The 1214-nt window shown below is 69.6% G+C and carries 1 protein-coding gene; it reads right to left on the bottom strand.

All coding sequences use genetic code 11. The features are described 5' to 3' along the window. A partial coding sequence (locus tag EU811_RS22920; protein WP_142940551.1) for an MFS transporter occupies nucleotides 1–1214 on the bottom strand: 1214 nt, incomplete at both ends.

Genomic DNA, 1214 nt, shown 5'->3' with positions numbered 1-1214 from the left:
TAGTCTCGTGGGCTCGGTCTGCGTGACGCGCGTCGGCGGTGCGAGCCGACCCGTGCGGTGCAGCCCATACAGGGCGGCCGCGCAGCTGAGACCGAGGACGAGCAGCGCCAGCCACGGCAACGCGGACATCCCGGCGTCCCGGGCAGCGTCGAGCGCGACACCGGTGAGCAGGTTTCCGAGGGTGATGCCGATGCCGCAGATGGTGTTGTAGAGCCCGTAGTGGGTGGCCACGAGGCGGTCACCGGAGAGGCGGACGATGGTGTCCATCTCGAAGGGGTACGCGATCATCGTGCCCAGGGCGAGCAGCAGTGCGGAGAGCGCCGGAGGCACGGCCGCCAGCAGCCACAGCCCCACCCCGCCGTCCGATACGGGAATTGCGGTCGCTGCCAGCAGTGGCACGAACGCCACTCCCATGACCAGCAGACCCCACACCAGCGCGCGGCCCGGTTCCATGCGGGCCTTGCACCATGCGGTCACCTTGGTCTGCCCGAGGATCGTGCTCAGTCCGGAGACGGCGAACAGCAGCGCCACCGCGGCTGTGCCGAAGGTCCCGTCTCCGCCGAGGCGCCGTACTTCCAGCGGCAGCGCGAGGTAGACCTGGAAGGACATGACATACGAGCCGATCATGGCCAGCGAGAACAGCAGGAAAGGCCGGTTGGCGAGGATGCCGCGCCACTGGGACAGCACGCCCTCCCGGTCCTGCTCGCGCTTCGCGTCATCGCCCCGCCGGGCCGGCAGAGCCCGGATCTGGACGATGCTCAGCAGAGCGAAGATCCCGGACGCGACGAGGCACGTGACGCGGAAGCTCACACCGGTCAGCAGCATGCCCACCAGCGGGCCGAGCAGTATCCCGGCCTGGTAGAAGACGTTGAACAGTGCGAACGCCTCGACCCGTCGCTCACCCGCGTCCGCGGCCAAGTAGGCCCGTACGGCCGGGTTGAACAGCGCCCCCGCCAGTCCGGTCGCCGCTGAAGCGGCGAGCAGGGCGGGTACGGAGTCCACCAGCCCGAGGGTCGCGAAGCCGACGATCCGCAGCACGAGCCCGGCGATGATCATCGGCTTGTAGCCGAGCCGGTCGGCCAGCGTGCCGCCCACCAGGAACATGCCCTGCTGGCTGAAGTTGCGCACGCCGAGGATCAGCCCGACCAGCCAGCCGGCCAGGCCCAGCGGGCCTGCCAGATGTGCGGCCAGGTACGGCATCAGCATGTAGAAGC

It is taken from the genome of Arthrobacter sp. TS-15 (assembly GCF_006964045.1).
Lineage (GTDB): Bacteria > Actinomycetota > Actinomycetes > Actinomycetales > Micrococcaceae > Arthrobacter.
This window is presented reverse-complemented; position numbering and strand designations above follow the sequence as displayed.